The 18,471-nt window shown below is 39.8% G+C and carries 17 protein-coding genes and 1 riboswitch; of the genes, 15 read left to right on the top strand and 2 right to left on the bottom strand.

What is annotated here, in order from left to right:
* Positions 1-173 precede the first annotated feature (173 nt).
* From M3166_RS12070 to M3166_RS12040, 7 genes are all read left to right on the top strand, one after another.
* Positions 174-530, top strand: a complete 357-nt coding sequence (locus tag M3166_RS12070; protein ID WP_251690097.1) for an arsenate reductase family protein — start codon at positions 174-176, stop codon at positions 528-530.
* An 80-nt stretch (positions 531-610) separates the two neighbouring features.
* Positions 611-991, top strand: coding sequence for a glycine cleavage system protein GcvH (gene gcvH / locus M3166_RS12065; RefSeq protein WP_251690096.1), 381 nt, complete (start codon positions 611-613; stop codon positions 989-991).
* 89 nt (positions 992-1,080) lie between these two features.
* A complete protein-coding gene (locus M3166_RS12060) occupies positions 1,081-1,407 on the top strand; it encodes a toprim domain-containing protein (RefSeq protein ID WP_251690095.1) in 327 nt (108 codons plus the stop codon).
* A gap of 7 nt (positions 1,408-1,414) precedes the next feature.
* A complete protein-coding gene (locus tag M3166_RS12055; protein ID WP_065216306.1) occupies positions 1,415-1,717 on the top strand; it encodes a thioredoxin family protein in 303 nt (100 codons plus the stop codon).
* Between the two features lie 61 nt (positions 1,718-1,778).
* Positions 1,779-1,881: riboswitch (SAM riboswitch) on the top strand.
* 145 nt (positions 1,882-2,026) lie between these two features.
* On the top strand, positions 2,027-3,055 hold the full coding sequence (locus M3166_RS12050; protein ID WP_008408682.1) for a methionine ABC transporter ATP-binding protein: 1,029 nt from the start codon (positions 2,027-2,029) through the stop codon (positions 3,053-3,055).
* Complete coding sequence (locus M3166_RS12045; protein WP_251690094.1) at positions 3,048-3,716, top strand: methionine ABC transporter permease; 669 nt, start codon at positions 3,048-3,050, stop codon at positions 3,714-3,716. The genes M3166_RS12050 and M3166_RS12045 overlap by 8 nt, the downstream gene beginning before the upstream one ends.
* 155 nt (positions 3,717-3,871) lie before the next feature.
* Positions 3,872-4,678 carry a MetQ/NlpA family ABC transporter substrate-binding protein gene (locus tag M3166_RS12040; protein ID WP_251690093.1) on the top strand — a complete coding sequence of 269 codons (807 nt, stop codon included), beginning with the start codon at positions 3,872-3,874 and terminating at the stop codon, positions 4,676-4,678.
* 126 nt (positions 4,679-4,804) lie between these two features.
* On the opposite strand, the gene M3166_RS12035 is transcribed toward M3166_RS12040, so the two are convergent.
* A complete protein-coding gene (locus M3166_RS12035; protein ID WP_251690092.1) occupies positions 4,805-5,707 on the bottom strand; it encodes a LysR family transcriptional regulator in 903 nt (300 codons plus the stop codon).
* 118 nt (positions 5,708-5,825) lie between these two features.
* On the opposite strand from M3166_RS12035, the gene gltB reads away from it, so the two are divergent.
* From gltB to M3166_RS11995, 8 genes are all read left to right on the top strand, one after another.
* Complete coding sequence (gene gltB, locus M3166_RS12030; RefSeq protein WP_251690091.1) at positions 5,826-10,346, top strand: glutamate synthase large subunit; 4,521 nt, start codon at positions 5,826-5,828, stop codon at positions 10,344-10,346.
* Between the two features lie 15 nt (positions 10,347-10,361).
* Positions 10,362-11,843: a glutamate synthase small subunit gene (gene gltD, locus M3166_RS12025; protein ID WP_251690090.1), complete on the top strand. Its 1,482-nt coding sequence runs from the start codon at positions 10,362-10,364 to the stop codon at positions 11,841-11,843.
* Between the two features lie 471 nt (positions 11,844-12,314).
* Complete coding sequence (sufC, locus tag M3166_RS12020) at positions 12,315-13,094, top strand: Fe-S cluster assembly ATPase SufC (RefSeq protein ID WP_251690089.1); 780 nt, start codon at positions 12,315-12,317, stop codon at positions 13,092-13,094.
* A gap of 18 nt (positions 13,095-13,112) precedes the next feature.
* Complete coding sequence (gene sufD / locus M3166_RS12015; RefSeq protein WP_251690088.1) at positions 13,113-14,420, top strand: Fe-S cluster assembly protein SufD; 1,308 nt, start codon at positions 13,113-13,115, stop codon at positions 14,418-14,420.
* Complete coding sequence (locus tag M3166_RS12010) at positions 14,420-15,649, top strand: cysteine desulfurase (RefSeq protein ID WP_251690087.1); 1,230 nt, start codon at positions 14,420-14,422, stop codon at positions 15,647-15,649. Before sufD ends, M3166_RS12010 begins: the two co-directional genes overlap by 1 nt.
* Positions 15,639-16,079 carry a Fe-S cluster assembly sulfur transfer protein SufU gene (sufU, locus tag M3166_RS12005; RefSeq protein ID WP_251690086.1) on the top strand — a complete coding sequence of 147 codons (441 nt, stop codon included), beginning with the start codon at positions 15,639-15,641 and terminating at the stop codon, positions 16,077-16,079. Before M3166_RS12010 ends, sufU begins: the two co-directional genes overlap by 11 nt.
* A gap of 69 nt (positions 16,080-16,148) precedes the next feature.
* Positions 16,149-17,546, top strand: coding sequence for a Fe-S cluster assembly protein SufB (gene sufB / locus M3166_RS12000; RefSeq protein ID WP_251690085.1), 1,398 nt, complete (start codon positions 16,149-16,151; stop codon positions 17,544-17,546).
* Between the two features lie 366 nt (positions 17,547-17,912).
* On the top strand, positions 17,913-18,056 hold the full coding sequence (locus M3166_RS11995) for a hypothetical protein (RefSeq protein WP_251690084.1): 144 nt from the start codon (positions 17,913-17,915) through the stop codon (positions 18,054-18,056).
* Positions 18,057-18,102: 46 nt separating this feature from the next.
* Here M3166_RS11995 and M3166_RS11990 read toward each other — a convergent pair whose 3' ends face one another.
* Positions 18,103-18,456 carry a thioredoxin family protein gene (locus M3166_RS11990; RefSeq protein WP_413078752.1) on the bottom strand — a complete coding sequence of 118 codons (354 nt, stop codon included), beginning with the start codon at positions 18,454-18,456 and terminating at the stop codon, positions 18,103-18,105.
* Positions 18,457-18,471 lie beyond the last annotated feature (15 nt).

Genomic DNA, 18,471 nt, shown 5'->3' with positions numbered 1-18,471 from the left:
ATAAGTGAAGTGAAGCCGTTCTTCTAAAATACGTCGGGCATGTTCTAATATTTTTGCACATCTTCTAACAACAACCATAACCAGTAAAACTCCGATAGTGCGAACACATTTTTGATTTGTCCTTCTATATCCGTTACAATATAGGAAAATCCAGGGCAAAAAGGAGTACTTACATGACAGTAAAATTCATCCAATATCCGAAATGTACAACTTGTAAAAAAGCGCAAAAATGGCTAGATGAGCAAGGTGTGGACTATGAAAATATTCATATTGTAGAGCAGACACCATCTAAAGAGGAACTTAAAGCAATTTACGAAGCTAGTGGAGTGCCGCTGAAGAAATTCTTTAATACATCTGGCATGAAATATCGTGAATTAGGCCTAAAAGATAAATTACCGACAATGTCCGAGGATGAGCAATTAGAGCTATTAGCATCGGATGGTATGTTAATTAAGCGACCAATCGTTACAGATGGTAAAAAATTAACTTTAGGATTTAAGGAGTCTGACTTCTTAGAAACTTGGAAATAAACAGTTATTCACATTGTATTTCCGAACGAAATATGGCAAAATGAACTTGAATGTACTACATATAACATGGAGGTTTTCGAATGAGCACACCTAAAGAATTACGTTATTCAAAAGAGCATGAGTGGGTTAAAATTGAAGACGGTAAAGCGACAATCGGTATTACGGATTTCGCACAGTCTGAACTAGGCGATATCGTATTCGTAGAGTTACCTGAAGTAGGCGATGAAATTTCAAGGGATCAGCCTTTCGGTAGTGTAGAATCTGTTAAAACAGTTTCTGAACTATATGCACCACTTTCTGGTAAAGTTGTTGCAATCAACGAAGAATTACTGGACAATCCTGAATATGTAAATGAATCACCATACGGTAATGCATGGATGGTTACTGTTGAGTTAACAAGTGAAGCAGAAGTAGACGAGTTATTAGACGCAGATGCTTACACTGCATTAATCGAACAATAATATGAAACACTAAAGCCTTCTATATAAAGGTTTTAGTGTTTTTTTGTTATTCTATATATAAAGGTGTCGAATGAAAGGAAGCGTGTTATATGGGAAGATGCATTGTTGTAGAAGGACGTGCCGATAAATTGAGATTAATCCCGATATTAGCTGAGGACGTGACAATTATTTGTACAAATGGCACAATAAGTGAAGTCAATTTGATTGATTTATTGGAAGAATATGAGCAAGATGAAATTATCACTATGTTTGATGCAGATAAAAACGGTGAGAAGTTACGTAAACTGATGAACCGTGCATATCCCGAAGCGACACAGCTTATCATACCTCATGAATATGTAGAAGTAGAAAAAACACCTACTAAAATCTTAAGGGATATTTTACTACAGGCAAAATTTTTAGTAAAAGAAGGATGACAGTATAATGGAACAATGGACGAAACAGCAATGGGAACAGAACGTACAACAGTATGATCAGACAGCGTTTTTCTTATATACGCCTATGTGCGGCACTTGTGAAGTGTCGGAAAAAATGTTGGAAGTAATTGAGAAATTACTCCCAGATCTTCCGCTTGGTATGGCAAATATCAATTATTTAGGGGATTTACCATATGAATTGAAAATTGAAAGTGTACCTTGTTTAATCGTTTCAGACAACGGGGAACTAACGAATAAAATTTATGCATTTAAATCCGTACCGTTTTTGTATGAAATATTAAAAAAGTAATTGACGTAGTCACTTTGTCGTGATAAAGTAACATTCATAATAATAAAACTTAATAACGTTGCTCTTATAAAGAGAGGTGGAGGGAAGTGCCCTATGAAGCCCGGCAACCAGCGTTTACGCAAAGGTGCCAATTCACACAAAGTTTAAACTTTGAAAGATGAGAGAACGGTTTACCGTATAAATGTATGTGAAACCTTTCTACTTGTCTTGGTAGAAAGGTTTTTTTCATTCAACGGAGGTTTTGAATGAGAATAGAACATGATTTTGAAATAGCAGGAAGGTTATTTCAATTTAGAAGGAGTACAACCGATGATTGATATACAAAATATTACAAAAGTGTATAACACGAAAAACGGTAAACTTACAGCAGTTGATAATGTAAGCCTATCGATTAACAAAGGTGAAATATACGGAATTATCGGCTACAGTGGTGCCGGTAAAAGTACGATGATCCGCCTGCTGAACGGTTTGGAAAAGCCAACAACAGGTTCTGTCATTGTAGGCGGCCAGGATATTGCAAAAGCTTCCGGGGCAAAATTACGAGAAGCACGCCAAAAAATAAGTATGATTTTCCAGCACTTCAATCTGCTCTGGTCACGTACAGTTGAAGAAAACATTGCATTTCCACTTGAAATTGCAGGCGTTTCAAAAGCTGATCGTGAAAAGCGAGTAGAAGAGCTGATTGAACTCGTAGGTTTAAAAGGAAGAGGGAAAGCGTATCCTTCACAATTGTCAGGCGGTCAAAAGCAGCGTGTCGGCATTGCACGAGCGTTGGCGAACAACCCGGAAGTACTTTTATGTGATGAAGCGACTTCAGCGCTTGATCCGGAAACAACGGATTCAATTTTGGAATTACTGCTCGATATTAATAAAAACATCGGACTTACAATTGTACTCATTACACATGAAATGCATGTTATTCGCAAAATCTGTAACAGAGTAGCGGTAATGGAAGCCGGTAAAGTAGTGGAACAGGGAGATGTATTGCAAGTGTTCCAGCATCCTCAAGCACCAATTACGAAAAACTTCGTATCACAGGCTTCTGGTGAAACACAGGAAACGCAAGCATCACTGGAACAGATTTTAGCCAATTATCCAGAAGGCAAAATCGCTAAATTAACATTTGCAGCGGCAACGACAGAACAGCCTGTCATCTCACAAATGATTAAGCAATTTGACGTAGTTGTTAATATAGTGCATGGCAAAATCTCAAATACAACGGGCGGTTCGTTTGGTACATTGTTTATTCATATCGATGGCGAGCCAAAAGCAGTCGCGGAAGCATTAAGCTTTTTAGCAAAGCAAGAAATTCAGGCGGAGGTGATTGAGCATGTTTAATCAATTATTTCCGAACGTAGATTGGGGTAAAATGCTCGAAGCAACATATGAAACAATTTATATGACGGCTGTTGCGACAGTCATCACATTTATACTAGGACTTCTAATTGGTATTGTCTTATTTTTAACGAGCGACAATCAATTATGGGCAAATAAAATTGTACACTTTTTGACAGGGTCACTCGTGAATATTTTCCGCTCGATTCCATTTATCGTCTTAATCATTTTATTAATTCCATTTACTAAGTTTTTACTTGGAACAATCCGTGGCGCCAATGCAGCATTACCTGCGCTAATTATTGGGGCAGCACCGTTTTATGCGCGCATGGTATTAATAGCATTAAGAGAAATTGATAAAGGTGTCATTGAAGCAGCCCGCTCAATGGGAGCGAAAACTTCTACGATTATTTGGAAAGTGCTGATCCCGGAAAGCTTACCGGCATTAATTTCTGGTATTACTGTTACTGCGGTAGCTTTAGTAGGATATACAGCAATGGCCGGCATTATCGGTGCGGGTGGTTTAGGTAACCTGGCATTCCTTGATGGTTTTCAGCGTAACCGAACAGATGTGACATTAATGGCAACTGTTTTAATTTTAGTTGTAGTATTCATTATCCAATTTATTGGGGACTTCATTACAGCAAGAGTGGACAAACGATAGTTAGTGGCTCATAAAAGGCCGTAATTATAAATAATGGTGCATCGAAACAATATGGACGCAAACTTTAAAAAAGTGCGCGTCTATAAGGGAAATAATCAGAATATAAAAAAGGTTTCGATAAACTGAACAAACTAAAAAAAGGGTAGGTAAAACAAATGAAGAAATTATTATCAAGCGTTATTTTAGGAGCTTCAGTACTTGCTTTAGCAGCATGTGGCGGAGAAGATGAAAAATTAGTAGTTGGTGCGTCAAATACACCACACGCAGTTATCCTTGAAAAAGTTAAGCCAATTTTAGAGGAACAGGGTATTGAGCTAGAAATTGCAACTTATACAGACTATGTTCTTCCAAACCAAGATTTAAATAACGGTGATTTAGATGCAAACTACTTCCAGCACATCCCATACTTCGAAGCTCAAAAAGCGGATTTCGATTATGACTTTGCAAATGCTGGCGGTATTCACATCGAGCCGATTGGTATTTACTCTAAAAAATATTCATCTTTAGAAGAACTTCCTGAAGGTGCAACGATTTTACTTTCTAACTCAGTGGCAGACCATGGACGTATGCTTTCATTACTTGAAGCACAAGGTTTAATTACATTAGCAGAAGGTATTGATAAAACAAAAGCAGAAATAAAAGACATCGTAGATAATCCGAAAAACTTCGAATTCGATGCAAACACAGCAGCTGAATTATTAGTGCAAATGTATGAAAATGAAGAAGGCGATGCGGTGTTAATCAACTCAAACTTCGCAATCGATAACGGTATTAACCCATTGGAAGATTCAATCGCAATCGAGTCTAGTGAATCACCATATGTAAACATTATTGCAGTAAAATCTGGTGATGAAGATTCAAAAGAAATTAAAGCATTAGTAGATGCATTACGCTCAAAAGAAGTACAAGACTTTATCGTTGAAGAGTGGGGCGGCTCTGTAGTACCTGTTTCAGGCGAATAAAATGATCAAAAAACCATTTTCTCTCTTCGGGGAGAAAATGGTTTTTTTTCTGGACATAAAATAGCCTTTTCTTAAATAAGGGGTATCTCCTTATCCAATAAAAATTTTTTTCTGTCCAAATGCATTTTATTGGAATCGTGTTAATCGTGAATAAAAGTTGGATATAAATTTGACGAATACTTCTTCGGATGGAGCAAGATCTCTTGCTGTTGGTGCAATGATGCCGACTGTGCGTCTTATATTAGGAATGGCAATCGGCACTTTGACAGTCATGCGCGGTGTTGAATCGTAAAGTGAACTTTCCGGTAAAAGTGTCACACCGATTCCTGCTGCCACAAGCCCTTTTAAAGCATCCATATCTTCTCCCTCGGTAGTGATATTCGGCATAAAGCCTACAGAGCGGCATGCATCAACAGCCACTTTATTTAAAATATAGCCTTCCGGAAAAAGTACAAATTGGTCATTACGCAAATCGACAAGGTTAATCGAATCTTTTTTTGCTAGTGGATGTGTTGCAGGCAATAAAGCATGGATGTTTTCACTAAACAGCACGGTTGTATTGATTGCTTCGTCTTTTGGTGGTAATGGTCCAAGCAAAGCTAAATTCAGCTCGCGATTTTTGACCGCATCAATCAAATACTTATAGGATCCTTGGCGCAAATGGAAAGAAATTTCCGGGTATTCTTTTTTAAATGCCGAAATGACGGTCGGCAATACATAGCTTGCCAAACTTGTAGGAAAACCTATTTTAATTGTCCCTTTTGCCGGGTCTAAATATTCTTCTACCTGCTTTGCAGCAAAATCAATTCCCTTGAGTGCGGAAATACAATGTTCCAAAAAAATCTTCCCGACCGGCGTCAGCTTTACGTTACGCCCAATTCGTTCAAAAAGCGGTGTGCCGAGTTCTTCTTCCAAGTTGGCAATTTGCCTGCTGATTGCAGACTGGGCAACGTGTAAATGCTCCGCTGCTTCAGAAATATGCTCCCGTTCTGCCACCTCTACAAAGTAACGTAACTGTCTTAATTCCACAATTCCCACCCCATTCATCTAAAAAGTAGATTGTTTATATCCAAACTATATATTGTTTATATTATTTCGAAAACTTTAAAATGTAAATACGGGATTGAAAGAATGAGGGGGAATGAATATGAGTTTTCATCAGTTACCAGAAGCACAAGGGTTATATAATCCTGAATTTGAACATGACGCATGCGGAATCGGCATGTATGCAAATATAAAAGGAATACCTTCACATCAGATTGTAGAAAAAGGATTGGAAATGTTATGTCGCTTAGAACACCGTGCAGGACGCGGCGGGGACGGCAAGACAGGTGATGGGGCAGGGCTGTTAGTTCAAATCCCACATGCTTTCTTTCAACAAAACTGTACGGATCTTAATTTACCTGAAATGGGTGAATATGGTGTTGGCCAAATTTTTTTCACAGAGAATGAAAACGAACGCCTAAAAATTGAACAAAAGATGAACGAATTAATTGAACAGGAAAATCAGCAACTGATTGGTTGGAGAACTGCTCCGACAAATAAGGAAAATTTAAGTGAGATTGCTAAATCGACTGCACCGGTAGTTCGCCAAGTATTTATTCGCTCAAACGAAAACGACAATAAGGCGTTCGAACGAAAATTGTATGTCATCCGCAAACAGCTCGAACATTGGGCTACGGAGCAACAATTCGAATTGTATATTCCAAGTCTTTCTAGTCAGACAATTGTTTTTAAAGGTTTGCTCTCACCAGAAGAGGTAAGTGAATTTTATGTGGATCTGCAGGACGAAAACTTTGTATCTGCATTGGCACTCGTGCATTCACGTTACTCAACGAATACATTCCCATCATGGAAACGGGCCCATCCGAACCGCTATATTATCCATAATGGGGAGATTAACACATTGCGCGGCAATATTAACTGGATGCGTGCACGTGAGCAACAGTTCGTATCTGAAGCGTTTGGGGATGACCTTGAAAAGTTATTACCGATTATTGATACAACGGGTTCAGATTCCTCGATGCTTGATAACGCCTTTGAATTTTTTGTATTAGCTGGACGTTCACCTGCAGAGACGGCGATGATGATGATTCCGGAGCCATGGACAGAAAACCCGCGCATTGATGAAGATCGTAAAGCGTTTTATCAATTTCATGCAAGCTTAATGGAGCCATGGGATGGACCGACTGCTATTTGTTTCACGGACGGCAAACAGATCGGGGCAATTCTGGACCGTAACGGTTTGCGGCCAGGAAGACTTTATGTGACAAAAGATGATCATGTTATTTTCTCGTCTGAAACTGGGGTAGTCGATTACGCTGAGGAAGACATTCTTTACAAAGACCGATTAAGCCCAAGCCGCATGCTGTTAATTGATTTAGAACAAGGAAAAATTATTTCGGATGCGGAGCTGAAATCCGAAGTAGCAGCAGAAAAACCTTATGCAGCATGGCTGGAAGAAAATATGATCAAACTCGAAGTGAAGGAAGAGCAGTTACCTGAAATAAATGATCTGACATTACGCCAGAAAATTCACGGTTACACATTTGAGGATGTACAAAAATATATTGTACCTCTTGCAAATGACGGAAAAGATCCGCTTGGTTCGATGGGGAATGATACACCATTAGCTGTTCTGTCAGATAGACCGCAATCATTATTTAATTACTTTAAGCAGCTATTTGCACAAGTGACAAACCCGCCGATTGATTCCATTCGGGAACATGTCGTGACATCGACAATGACATTGCTTGGAGCGGAAGGTGATTTATTACAGCCGAATGCGCAAAATGCACGTCGCCTCCTGCTGAAAACACCGGTATTAACGACTGCAGAATATGAGCAAATCGTAAATAATAACGAAGAACATTTTGAAGTAGCAGAAATCTCGCTGAAATTTACGGAAAATTTAGAAAGTGAACTTAACCGAATCAAAACGGAAGCGGAAGCGGCTATTTTTGGCGGCAAGACAATTATTGTACTGTCTGACTATATGGATGACGCTAAGCAGTTAACGATGCCTGTTCTTCTGGCAGCAAGTACAATCCATCAATATTTAGTGCGAATCGGTTTACGTACGAAGGCCAGCATTATCGTTAGCAGTGCGGAAGTTCGGGAAGTTCATCATTTTGTTGCACTAATCGGCTTCGGTGTTGATGCCATTCACCCGTACTTAGCATATGCAACGATTGATGAGGCAATTGAAAAGGGTCATCTATCTGTACCGTTTGAAAAAGCAGTTCAAAAATTCCGAAAGGGAGCAGCAGATGGTGTCGTTAAAGTGATGTCGAAGATGGGAATTTCAACAGTTCAATCTTATCGTGGTGCCCAAGTGTTTGAGGCAGTCGGAATTTCAAAAGAAGTGATTGACGAATACTTTACAGGTACGGCTTCGCAAATTGACGGGATCGACTTAAAAACAATCGGTGAAGAAGCGAGACGCCGCCATGAGGAAGCAATGCAATCAGTGTCAGAACAATTGCATTCAGGTTCAGATTTCCAATGGCGTGCAGATGGAGAGCATCATGCGTTCAATCCGAAAACAATCCATACACTCCAGTGGGCTACACGTAAAAATGATTTTGGTTTGTACCGGATGTATGCGGAAATGGCCAATGAAGAACGAATCGGATTTTTACGTAATTTATTCGACTTTAAAAAGAATGAACGCCGAATCCCGATGGAAGAAATCGAGTCAGTGGATTCCATCGTGAAACGTTTTAAATCAGGGGCTATGTCGTTTGGTTCGTTATCGAAAGAAGCGCACGAAACATTAGCGGTAGCGATGAACCGTCTAGGTGCACGTTCGAACTCTGGTGAGGGTGGGGAAGATCCGGCCCGTTTTACAATCGAGCCGAATGGTGACAACAAGCGCAGTGCAATTAAACAAATTGCATCAGGACGTTTTGGGGTGAAATCGCATTATTTAGTAAATGCCGATGAACTGCAAATTAAAATGGCGCAAGGAGCCAAACCGGGAGAAGGCGGCCAGCTGCCAGGCAATAAAGTATATCCATGGGTAGCGGATGTACGTGGTTCTACTCCTGGGGTAGGGTTAATTTCACCGCCGCCGCATCACGATATTTACTCAATCGAGGATATGGCACAGTTAATTCACGATTTAAAAAATGCAAACCGTCATGCAAGAATTTCTGTAAAGCTCGTAGCTAAAGCGGGTGTTGGTACAATTGCTGCAGGTGTTGCTAAAGGGGCGGCAGATGTCATCGTCATTTCAGGCTATGATGGCGGTACAGGGGCATCGCCGAAAACATCGATTAAGCATACAGGCTTACCGTGGGAGCTCGGTTTAGCGGAAGCGCACCAAACATTGATGCTCAATGGACTGCGCGACCGAGTGACACTGGAAACGGACGGCAAGCTCATGACGGGGAAAGATGTCGTAATGGCAGCACTTTTAGGAGCAGAGGAATTTGGTTTTGCGACAGCACCGTTAATCGTTTTAGGTTGTGTCATGATGCGTGCCTGTCATTTGGATACTTGTCCGGTAGGTGTAGCAACACAAAATCCGGAACTCCGTGCTAAATTTATGGGTTCAGCTGATCATGTTGTCAATTATATGCGTTTTGTTGCGGAAGAAATGCGTGAATATATGAGTATTTTAGGATTCCGTACTGTGGAAGAGATGGTCGGTCGTACAGATGTACTGCAAATTTCAGATCGCACGGCAAAACATTGGAAAGCAAGCCAGCTTGATTTAACGGCCCTGCTTCATCAAATCCAAGGAACACGCACGAAGCATCATCAGCAAAACCATAATATAGAGGGAAGCTTTGATTTACGCGAGTTATTGCCGCAAGTTTCAAAGGCAATAGAAGGAAATGAACGAATTGAATTAAACTACCCGATTAAAAATACAGACCGTGTAATGGGAACAATTGTCGGCAGTGAAATTTCCCGCAAATACGGGGAAGCAGGATTACCTGATAATACAATCAACTTAACGTTTACAGGCCATGCTGGTCAAAGCTTCGGCGCATTTATCCCTAGAGGAATGTCGATGCGCGTAGTCGGAGATGTTAATGATTACTTCGGTAAAGGTTTGTCTGGAGGAAAAGTGACAGCCATCGCACCGATTAAAGGCGAACAGGAGAAAAACGTCATCGCCGGAAATGTTTGTTTATACGGGGCAACGAGTGGTAAAGCCTTTATTAACGGGCGTGCAGGGCATCGATTCGGTGTTCGTAATTCAGGTGCTGAAATCGTTGTTGAAGGAATTGGAGATCACGGGTGTGAGTATATGACTGGCGGTAAGATCGTTATATTAGGGGATGTCGGTCAAAACTTTGGTGCCGGAATGTCTGGAGGAATCGGCTATATTCTGCCGAGTGAAGAGGAAAAGTTCAAATCACAATGCAATATGGAAATGATCCATTTTGAAAAACTGACAGACAAAGCGGAGATAGAATCTGTTCGACAATTAATTATTCAGCATTTGGAAGAAACGGATAGTTCCTACGCATTGGATGTGTTAGCGAAGTGGGAGCAGTTCGTTCCGAAGTTCGTTAAAGTTGTACCAACGGATTATAAAATAATGGTAGATAAAATAAAAAATTACACTGCAACCGGTTCTACAAAAGACGATGCAGCAATGCAGGCATTTACGGAAGTGACGACTAGTCAGAAGAAGCTTGTGAGCACAAAATAAGAGGGGGTTTCTAGCATGGGAAAAGCAACGGGTTTTATGGAATTTAAACGGGAGAAAGTTCAGGAGCAACGACCACTAGAGCGTCTTTCAAATTGGGGTGAATATACAAGCAGGCTATCTGATGAAAAATTACAGACACAAGGTGCGCGCTGTATGGATTGTGGAACGCCATTTTGTCATATGGGAATTGAAATTCGCGGTACTGCAGCAGGGTGTCCGATTCAAAATGTCATCCCTGAATGGAATGACTTAGTATATAAAGGGAAATGGCAGGAAGCGTTGGAACGTTTGCACATGACGAATAATTTCCCTGAATTTACTGGCCGTGTCTGTCCTGCTCCATGTGAAGGGTCGTGCACACTTGCCATTACGGATCCGGCTGTCGCGATTAAATCGATTGAACGTACGATCATTGATAAAGGATTTGAAAATGGCTGGATTACACCACGTATCCCTGCATCGCGTACGGGCTTTAAAGTGGCGATTGTCGGCTCGGGTCCTGCAGGTTTAGCGGCAGCAGACCAACTGAACCAACTAGGTCATTCCGTGACGGTGTTCGAACGTTCCGATAGATTTGGCGGGTTATTAATGTACGGAATCCCGAATATGAAGCTTGAAAAAGATGTGATTGAACGTCGAATTCATTTACTCTCAGTGGAAGGAATCGATTTCGTTGCAAACACGGAAATCGGAAAAGATATAACGAAGGAACAATTACAAGCTGATTTCGATGCTGTAATTTTATGTACAGGAGCACAAAAACAAAGAATTCTTCATTTAGAAGGAAGAGATGCAGGCAATATTCATTTAGCGATGGACTATTTAACGGATGTTACGAAAAGCCTGCTGGATTCAGACTTTGCGGATAATCAGGCGTTAAATGTGGAAGGGAAGGATGTCATCGTAATTGGCGGCGGGGATACAGGTGCTGACTGTGTAGCAACAGCACTCCGCCAAAAATGCCGATCTGTCTACCAATTTGGGAAACATCCGCAACAAGCCACAACACGTACAGATGAAACAATGTGGCCAAAAGATCCGAACATTTATACAATGGATTATGCTTATGCCGAAGCAGATGCAAAATTTGGTCGTGATCCGCGAGAATATTGTATTCAAACTACGAAAATAGAGAAAGATAGTAAGGGTAATGTAAAAGAGCTTCATACTATCCAAATGGAAAAAATTCTAGGCGAGGATGGCTTCCACTACTTTAAAGAGTTGCATGGTACTGAGAAAGTATGGCCGGCACAGCATGTATTTGTTGCAATCGGCTTTGAAGGTGCTGAAAAAGAAACACCAGAACATTTCGGAGTAGAACTAACGAATAACCGTATCCGTGCATCGGTTAAAGACTACGAAACAAATATTCCGGGCGTTTTTGCTGCAGGTGACGCACGCCGAGGGCAAAGCCTTGTCGTATGGGCAATCAAAGAAGGACGCGGAGTTGCCGCAAGTGTTCATTATTATTTAAATGAAATGTTAGTTAAAAGTTAATAGGATAGTAAGAACGGATATTTTAATAAAATTGATTGGAATGGAGGGCGACTCCAGCGGGAAAAGCACGATGCCTGAGACTACAGGCTCAGGCTGTGCCCGCGGAAAGCGTCTTGGAATGGAAATCAATTTTTACTCACAGCAAAAAACGTCATTTTTCTCCCGGAGAAAAATGGCGTTTTTAAGTTATAATCCAACTTTAAATATTTTTGAGAAAATATAGAATCAATCATTTGAATAAGTGAAATTGATTCTCAATTAAATGATTGCTATTGAAAAAATGAAAAGCTAAATTATTACTGTTTAAATAGTAGAAATAAACCGCAGTAAAGTGTTTTACAAGAATGATAGATATTTTTTAATTAAAATCATTCTAAACTATTTGCAACCCACATTCATTTCGGGTAAGATTGGTAATGAACTTAATTTGGCGTACAAAAAGTATGCAAATGAATATTTGGAGGTAATTTAATGTCAACATTAGAAATTAAAGATCTTCACGTTGCAATCGACGGAAAAGAGATTTTAAAAGGTGTAAATCTAACTATCAATACAAACGAAGTACATGCGATCATGGGTCCTAACGGTACTGGTAAATCGACATTAGCTTCTGCAATTATGGGTCACCCAAAATATGAAGTAACATCAGGCGAAATCTACCTTGATGGTGAAAATGTATTAGAAATGGAAGTTGATGAGCGTGCCCAAGCAGGTTTATTCCTTGCTATGCAATACCCATCAGAAATTCCTGGTGTAACAAACGCGGACTTCTTACGTTCAGCAATTAACGCTCGTCGTGAAGAAGGACAAGAAATCTCATTAATGAAATTCATCCGTGAATTAGATAAAACAATGGAATTCTTAGAAATGCCTGAAGAAATGTCTCAACGTTACTTAAACGAAGGTTTCTCTGGCGGTGAGAAAAAACGTAACGAAATTTTACAAATGATGATGATCAAACCAACATTCGGTATTTTAGATGAAATCGACTCTGGTTTAGATATCGATGCATTAAAAGTAGTTTCAAAAGGTATTAACGAAATGCGCGGCGAAGGTTTCGGCTGCTTAATGATCACTCACTACCAACGTTTATTAAACTACATCACACCTGACCATGTTCACGTAATGATGCAAGGTAAAGTTGTAAAATCAGGTGGTGCTGAATTAGCACAACGCTTGGAAGCAGAAGGTTATGAATGGATTAAAGCTGAATTAGGCATTGAAGATACTGAAGAAGTAACAGAAGCATAATTAAGGAGGACGACGAAGATGACGGTTGAAACAAAATTAGCGTTATCAGCAGAAGAAGTACGCTCGTTCTCGCAAAAACATGCTGAACCAGCAACATTTGCTGATTTCCGTGTGAGCGCAATGGAAAAAGCTGCTGCGCTTGACTTACCAAAACCAGACAGAACGAACATTAGCAAGTGGAACTTCATTGATTTCCCTAACCATACAGTAGAAAGCACTCCATTTAATTCATTGGAAGAGCTGCCTGTAGAGGTGAAATCAGTAGTTGATATTGAAACACAAGAAAACCTTTATATCCAACGCAACAATACACCAGCGTTCATTAAAGTTTCAGAAGAACTGAAAAACAAAGGTGTAATTTTCATGGATATTCAAACAGCAGTTCGCGATCATAAAGATTTAGTAGAAAAATACTTTATGACAACAGCTGTAAAAGTGGACGAGCATAAATTAACTGCTTACCATGCAGCACTAGTAAACGGTGGTATTTTCGTATACGTGCCACGCAACGTTGTAATCGAAGCACCTCTTCAAGTTGTGTTTTTAAATGACGATGCAGAAGCTTCATTATTCAACCACGTGTTAGTAGTAGCAGAAGAATCTTCGGCTGTTACTTATGTTGAAACTTATATTTCTACATTTGATGAAGCACATGGTCAAGTAAACGTTGTAACAGAAGTAATCGCAAAAGATAATGCACAAGTAACATTCGGTGCAGTAGACAACTTGGCACATGGCTATACTGCTTATGTAAACCGCCGTGGACATGCTGAGCGCGATGCAAAAATTGACTGGGCATTAGGTTTAATGACAAACTCAGATACAATTTATGAAAATACTACAAACTTAATTGGCGATAACTCTACTTCAGATTTCAAAATGGTAACTGTAGGTAGCGGAGATCAAAAACTTAACTTCACAACATTAATCCGTCAATGGGGTAAAAATTCCGACGGTCAAATTTTAAAACACGGTGTAATGAAAGATTCTTCACAGTCAATCTTTAACGGAATCGGTCATATTATGCATGGTGGTACAAAAGCAAATGCAGAACAAGAGTCTCGCGTACTGATGCTTTCAGAAGGTGCACGCGGAGACGCTAACCCAATTCTGTTAATTGATGAAGACGATGTAACAGCAGGACACGCGGCATCTGTTGGACGTGTTGACCCAACTCAACTGTACTACTTAATGAGTCGTGGTATTTCTAAAGCAGAAGCAGAGCGCCTTGTAATTCACGGATTCCTTGCGCCAGTTGTTGCTAAATTGCCAATCGAAGGCGTTAAAAAGCAGCTGACGGAGGTTATCGAAAGGAAAGTTCGATAATGATACCTAACGATATTAAAAGTTATTTTCCAATTTTAAATCAGGAAGTCAATGGACATCCTTTAGTTTATTTGGATAGTGCGGCTACATCTCAAAAGCCGATTCAAGTTATTGAAGCAATCTCAAATTACTATAATTTAGATAACTCAAACGTTCACCGAGGTGTTCATACACTTGGTAACCGTGCAACGGATTCCTATGAAGGTGCGCGTGAAAAAGTTCGTAAATTCATTAATGCTAGTTCAACACAAGAAGTAATTTTTACTCGTGGTACAACAACAGCACTTAATACAGTTGCTTCAGGCTATGGTCGTCAAAATGTACAAGAAGGTGATGAAATTGTCATTACGTACATGGAACACCATTCAAACATTATTCCATGGCAACAGCTTGCAAAAGAAAAAGGGGCGGTACTGAAATATATCGACCTTGAAGCAGACGGTACAATTTCATTGGAAAAAGTACGTGAAACAATTACGCCACAAACGAAAATTGTTTCTATGATGTATGTTTCCAACGTATTAGGTACAATCAATCCAATTAAAGAAGTTGCACAAATTGCCCATGAAAATGGCGCGGTAGTTGTTGCGGATTTAGCTCAGGCAGCACCGCATATGAAGATCGATATTCAAGATTTGGATGTTGACTTCGCAGCATTTTCAGGACATAAAATGTGTGCACCAACTGGAATTGGGGTACTATATGGTAAAAAGGCGCTTCTTGAAGAAATGGAACCAGTAGAGTTTGGCGGTGAAATGATTGATTTCGTAGGTTTAAATGAATCAACATGGAAAGAGTTACCGTGGAAATTCGAGGGTGGTACACCGATCATTGCAAGTGCAATTGGTTTGGGTGCTGCAATCGACTTTTTAGAGGAAATCGGTTTAGACAATATTGCAGCCCACGAACATAAGTTGGTAGGTTATGCAATGGATCAATTGGAAACAATTGATGGTCTTCAGATTTTCGGACCACGTGACCCGATGAAACGATGCGGACTCGTTACATTCAATCTAGATGACGTACATCCACATGATGTGGCGACAGTATTGGATATGAGTGGAATCGCTGTCCGTGCAGGACATCATTGCGCCCAACCTTTAATGAAATGGCTTCAAGTAACAGCAACAGCTCGAGCAAGCTTCTACATGTACAATGATGAAGAAGATGTTGATCGTTTAGTTGCAGGATTGCGCTCAGCGAAGGAGTATTTTGGCGATGTCTTTTAATAATTTAGATCAACTTTATCGTTCCGTTATAATGGATCACTATAAAAACCCTCGTAACAAAGGGTCTCTTGAAGAAAACAGTGTGACAATCGATATGAATAACCCTACTTGCGGTGATCGTATCCATTTAACATTGAAGCTAAACGATGATATCGTGGAAGATGCGAAGTTCGATGGGGAAGGCTGTTCAATCTCCATGTCTTCAGCATCAATGATGACTCAAATCGTTAAAGGCAAAAAATTGGACGAAGCTTTGGAACTGGCTGATATTTTCTCAAAAATGATGCTGGGCGAAGACTTTGACGATGAAAAGTACGATCTTGGGGATGTCGAAGCACTGCAAGGTGTAGCAAAATTCCCGGCACGTATAAAATGCGCTACATTAGCTTGGAAAGCGATGGAAAAAGGCGTAAACAACGAAAAGAAATAAACAGTAGTAAGGCTAAAGTGTGTTTATGCACATTTTAGCACTTCTCATTAGATGAACGGAGGAGACAACATGGCTAAAAAAATGCCTGAAATCGGCGATTACAAGTATGGTTTCCATGATAAGGACGTATCAATTTTCCGTTCTGAACGTGGACTTACAGAAGATATCGTTCGTGAAATCTCAAGTATGAAGGAAGAGCCACAGTGGATGCTTGACTACCGCTTAAAAGCTCTTGAAAAATTCTATGAAATGCCAATGCCTCAATGGGGCGGTGACCTAGCGTCATTAAACTTCGATGAAATTACGTATTACGTAAAACCATCTGAAGCAACTGAACGTTCTTGGGATGAAGTACCTGAAGAAATCAAAGCAACATTTGATAAATTAGGTATTCCAGAAGCTGAACAAAAATATCTTGCAGGTGTATCTGCTCAGTACGAATCTGAAGTAGTTTACCACAACATGAAGCAAGACCTTACAGATTTAGGGATTATCTTCAAAGATACTGACTCAGCATTAAAAGAAAACGAAGATATCTTCAAAAAACACTGGGGTACAGTAATCCCTTATACAGATAACAAATTCGCAGCATTAAACTCTGCAGTTTGGTCTGGTGGTTCATTTATTTATATGCCTAAAGGCGTTAAATTAGACACACCATTACAAGCATACTTCCGTATTAACTCTGAAAACATGGGTCAATTCGAACGTACGCTAATCATCGTAGACGAAGATGCATCTGTACACTACGTAGAAGGTTGTACAGCGCCTGTTTACACAACAAACTCTCTACACTCGGCTGTAGTAGAAATCATCGTTAAAAAGAACGCTTACTGCCGTTATACAACGATTCAAAACTGGGCAAACAACGTTTATAACCTTGTTACAAAACGTACAGTTGTTGAAGAAAACGGTACAATGGAATGGATCGACGGAAACATCGGTTCAAAATTAACAATGAAATACCCTGCTTGTATCCTTAAAGGTGAAGGCGCACGTGGTATGACATTATCAATTGCCATTGCAGGTAAAGGTCAACACCAACACGCTGGTGCGAAAATGATTCACTTAGCACCAAACACATCTTCAACAATCGTTTCAAAATCGATTGCTAAGCAAGGTGGTAAAGTTACGTATCTTGGTCAAGTAAAATTCGGTAAAAATGCTAAAGGTGCACGTTCAAACATCGAGTGTGACACATTAATCATGGATAACGAATCTACTTCTGATACAATTCCATATAACGAAATCTTAAATGATAATGTATCTTTAGAGCACGAAGCGAAAGTTTCTAAAGTATCTGAAGAGCAGTTGTTCTACTTAATGAGCCGTGGTGTTTCTGAAGAAGAAGCGACAGAAATGATCGTAATGGGCTTCATCGAGCCATTCACAAAAGAATTACCAATGGAATACGCAGTAGAAATGAACCGTCTAATCAAGTTCGAGATGGAAGGTTCTATCGGATAATTTTTATCCAGGCACTTGCCTCCAATTTATTGGAGACAGGTGCTTTTTTATGTTAAGGAAACAATAGATTTTGGCATTGTGGATAACTTTGAACTAAACGACTGTCTACGTCTAGGCTAAAGCGCCAACTCCTCGGCCATTTCGGTCCCTCCATGCAAAAGTGGTGAAGCATTTACTTTTGCGTCGGGCCCTCCAATGGCTGTCGGAGTTGAACGGGCGCTTTAGCGCTTTTGTTCTAATTGTGGTGAATTCGTGAAGAAATAAACAACTTTACTAGAAAGATTCCAGAAAGCGCATAGTATACGTTTACAATAATTGTATTAGATGGAATAATGGATTTAGAATGTATATGAAGGAGCGACAAAAATGGAAAACTTATTTTGGCCAGTAGCTTTAGGGGTTCCTGGTGCTGTAGTTGTAGTTGCAGTAGCACTCACTTTTTGGGCTTTAAAGGAAAAGAAGAACGGTAAGATTATGAAAAATGAAGAGCATGAAGGTATTATTAAATAATATTAAAATGGCTTCAAACGACTACTTAAGCGTTTGAAGCTTTTTTCTATTTTAAGTTGGAAATGAAGTTTTCGATTTCCTGTTGTGTTTTACGGTCTTTGCTGACGAAACGTCCAAGCTCCGTGCCGTTTTCATAAGCTAAAAAACTAGGAATACCGATAATTCCTAAATCAATACATAGATCTAAAAACTTATCACGGTCTACTTTAACGAATTTATATTCCGGAAATTTTTCAACGACTTCCGGCATAAACGGATCAATGAAACGACAATCTCCGCACCAATCCGCTGTAAATTCGAAAATAACGGCTGAACTGCTTTTAAATTGCTCAAATTCCTCTGTTGATTGTAAAATATGCATAAACTTGTCCTCCTTTTTTCTATTATTATGATGTGAAATGTAGTGTTTTGCAAT

It is taken from the genome of Solibacillus isronensis (assembly GCF_023715405.1).
GTDB lineage: Bacteria > Bacillota > Bacilli > Bacillales_A > Planococcaceae > Solibacillus > Solibacillus isronensis_B.
The sequence above is the reverse complement of the archived record's forward strand: the minus strand, read 5'-3'. Positions and strand labels throughout refer to the sequence as shown.

Excerpts from the sequence above, each read along its gene's own strand:
- M3166_RS12070 (WP_251690097.1), top strand. The coding sequence starts at position 174 with ATGACAGTAAAATTCATCCAATATCCGAAATGTACAACTTGTAAAAAA.
- gcvH (WP_251690096.1), top strand. The coding sequence starts at position 611 with ATGAGCACACCTAAAGAATTACGTTATTCAAAAGAGCATGAGTGGGTT.
- M3166_RS12060 (WP_251690095.1), top strand. The coding sequence starts at position 1,081 with ATGGGAAGATGCATTGTTGTAGAAGGACGTGCCGATAAATTGAGATTA.
- M3166_RS12055 (WP_065216306.1), top strand. The coding sequence starts at position 1,415 with ATGGAACAATGGACGAAACAGCAATGGGAACAGAACGTACAACAGTAT.
- M3166_RS12050 (WP_008408682.1), top strand. The coding sequence starts at position 2,027 with ATGATTGATATACAAAATATTACAAAAGTGTATAACACGAAAAACGGT.
- M3166_RS12045 (WP_251690094.1), top strand. The coding sequence starts at position 3,048 with ATGTTTAATCAATTATTTCCGAACGTAGATTGGGGTAAAATGCTCGAA.
- M3166_RS12040 (WP_251690093.1), top strand. The coding sequence starts at position 3,872 with ATGAAGAAATTATTATCAAGCGTTATTTTAGGAGCTTCAGTACTTGCT.
- gltB (WP_251690091.1), top strand. The coding sequence starts at position 5,826 with ATGAGTTTTCATCAGTTACCAGAAGCACAAGGGTTATATAATCCTGAA.
- gltD (WP_251690090.1), top strand. The coding sequence starts at position 10,362 with ATGGGAAAAGCAACGGGTTTTATGGAATTTAAACGGGAGAAAGTTCAG.
- sufC (WP_251690089.1), top strand. The coding sequence starts at position 12,315 with ATGTCAACATTAGAAATTAAAGATCTTCACGTTGCAATCGACGGAAAA.
- sufD (WP_251690088.1), top strand. The coding sequence starts at position 13,113 with ATGACGGTTGAAACAAAATTAGCGTTATCAGCAGAAGAAGTACGCTCG.
- M3166_RS12010 (WP_251690087.1), top strand. The coding sequence starts at position 14,420 with ATGATACCTAACGATATTAAAAGTTATTTTCCAATTTTAAATCAGGAA.
- sufU (WP_251690086.1), top strand. The coding sequence starts at position 15,639 with ATGTCTTTTAATAATTTAGATCAACTTTATCGTTCCGTTATAATGGAT.
- sufB (WP_251690085.1), top strand. The coding sequence starts at position 16,149 with ATGGCTAAAAAAATGCCTGAAATCGGCGATTACAAGTATGGTTTCCAT.
- M3166_RS11995 (WP_251690084.1), top strand. The coding sequence starts at position 17,913 with ATGGAAAACTTATTTTGGCCAGTAGCTTTAGGGGTTCCTGGTGCTGTA.